This window comes from Rhodopseudomonas sp. BR0C11 (assembly GCF_010820945.1).
GTDB classification, from domain to species: Bacteria; Pseudomonadota; Alphaproteobacteria; order Rhizobiales; family Xanthobacteraceae; genus Rhodopseudomonas; species Rhodopseudomonas palustris_H.
The window spans coordinates 1-2,105 of the sequence record NZ_QTKI01000590.1 but is presented as its reverse complement, the minus strand read 5'-3'; the positions used below and the strand labels follow the sequence as shown (position 1 = coordinate 2,105).

The 2,105-nt window shown below is 68.3% G+C and carries 2 protein-coding genes; both read right to left on the bottom strand.

The genetic code is table 11. The features are described from left to right. Positions 1-85 precede the first annotated feature (85 nt). On the bottom strand, positions 86-667 hold the full coding sequence (rsmD, locus tag DYI24_RS25510; RefSeq protein ID WP_349627819.1) for a 16S rRNA (guanine(966)-N(2))-methyltransferase RsmD: 582 nt from the start codon (positions 665-667) through the stop codon (positions 86-88). Positions 668-838: 171 nt separating this feature from the next. Next, positions 839-2,105, bottom strand: a 1,267-nt coding sequence (locus tag DYI24_RS25505; protein WP_164574296.1) for a pseudouridine synthase, incomplete at its 5' end; no start/stop codon positions are given.

Sequence of the window (2,105 nt, the reverse complement as noted above, 5' to 3'; positions counted from 1 at the left end):
GACCTGTTCTGCGCCGTGCGAAACAACTGCCGGATTCCGGGTTCGCTCGCTTTGCGAGCGCCCCGGAATGACGTCGAAAAACGGACTACTCGCCCTCGCCGAACCGCAGGAACGTGAACTCGGTGTCGTCATAGGCGCGGCGGTCGAGTTCGGTGTAGCCGGCTGGCGCGGTGAAGCCGGCATCCTTGGCTTCTTCGACGATCACCAGCGCGCCCGGCAGCAGCCAGCCGCCGTCGCGCAGTGACGCGAGGGAAGCCTCCGCCAGCTGCTTGCGGTACGGCGGATCGAGGAACGCGACGCCGAACGGCTCGACTGGATGCGCTGGCCCGAGACTGGCGGCATCACGGCGATAGACTTTGCTGACACCGCCGAGCCCGAGCGCCTCGACATTGGCGCGCAGCAATGCGCGCGCCTCGGCGCCGTTGTCGACGAACAGCACGAACTTAGCGCCACGCGACGACGCCTCGATGCCGAGCGCGCCGGTGCCGGCGAACAGGTCGAGCACCCGCGCATCGAGCAGCGGATTCTCATAAGCGTGCATCAGGATGTTGAACACCGACTCGCGCAACCGGTCCGCCGTCGGCCGAATATCCCGCGACGTCGGCGCCACCAGATTGCGCCCCCGCAGCCGTCCGCCAATCACGCGCATTGGAGTGCTCGTAGAGATTGCAGGTAGCTCGAAACGAACGAGGCGCGCTCCCCTCCCCCTTGCGGGGAGGGGTCGGGGGTGGGGGTCCACAAGCAAAACCTTGCTTCGTAGCTACCCCCCACCCCGACCCTCCCCCGCAAGGGGGGAGGGAGCACAAGCGCCGTGCCGTCGATCAGCATGAAACCGAACTCACTCGTCCCGCGGCGCGGCGTCGCGTTTGCCGTGGTAGCGGCGGGCGGGGCCGCGCGACAGCGGGCGATTTCCACCTTCGCTGGCGGTGCGTTCGACCTTGACCTTGCGGCCCTTGCGATCTTCGACCGCGCCGCGCTTGGTAATCGTCTTCTTCGGCGCAGGTGCAGCCTCAGCCACCGCCCACTCCTCGGCGGACACGACCTTGCCGGCGCGCGGCTTCGGCTTGGTCTCGCTCGGCGACGGGCCGGCGAAGTCGCAGCCGGCGAGCGCGATCACCTTCTCGCCGAGCTGATCGCGCAGCACGCGGGTCTTGACCTCGTCGACCTCGCCTTCGCCAAGCTCGAGCAGCTGGAACGGGCCGTAGGAGACGCGGATCAGCCGGTTCACTTCGAGGCCAAGATGCGCCAGCACGTTGCGGACTTCGCGGTTCTTGCCCTCGCGTATCGCGAACACCAGCCAGACATTGGCGCCCTGATCGCGCTCCAGCTTGGCCTCGATCGGGCCATACTGCACGCCGTCGACCTCGATGCCGTTCTGCAATTCGTCGAGCTGGGCCTGGGTAATTTCGCCGTGGGCGCGGACGCGATAGCGCCGCAGCCAGCCGGTCTCGGGCAGTTCGAGCGCGCGCGCCAGGCCGCCGTCATTGGTGAGCAGCAGCAGGCCCTCGGTGTTGAAGTCGAGCCGGCCGATCGAGATCAGCCGCGGCAAGCCTTCGGGCAGATTGTCGAACACCGTCGGCCGGCCTTCCGGATCGCTGTGCGTCGTCATTAGCCCGCGCGGCTTGTGATACAGGAACAGCCGCGTGCGCTCGCGCTCCGGCAACGGCTTGCCGTCGATGGTGATGACGTCGCTGGCTTTGACGTCGAGCGCCGGTGAATCGATCACCTTGCCATTGACGGTGACACGGCCTTCCGTGATCCACGTCTCGGCATCACGGCGCGAGCACAGCCCGGCGCGCGCCACCACCTTGGCGATACGCTCGCCGGCCTTGTCGGACTTCGCGGCAGCGGCCGGCTTACGCTTGGCCGCTGCCGGATCCTGCTTGCGGAACGCGCCGCGCCCGCCGAACGCCGGACGCTTGGCGAAGACCCTGCTGTCGTCCTCATTGTCGCGGCGCGGACGATCGAAGCCGCGCTCCTCGTCCCGACCCTTGCGGGGACGATCGAAGCCGCGGCCTTCGCTGCGCGGATGCTCGTGCCAGTCGCCGTGCTTAGCGGCGCGGTCGCGCTGCGGGCGATCCTCACGCGGACGGTCGCTGCGGGGA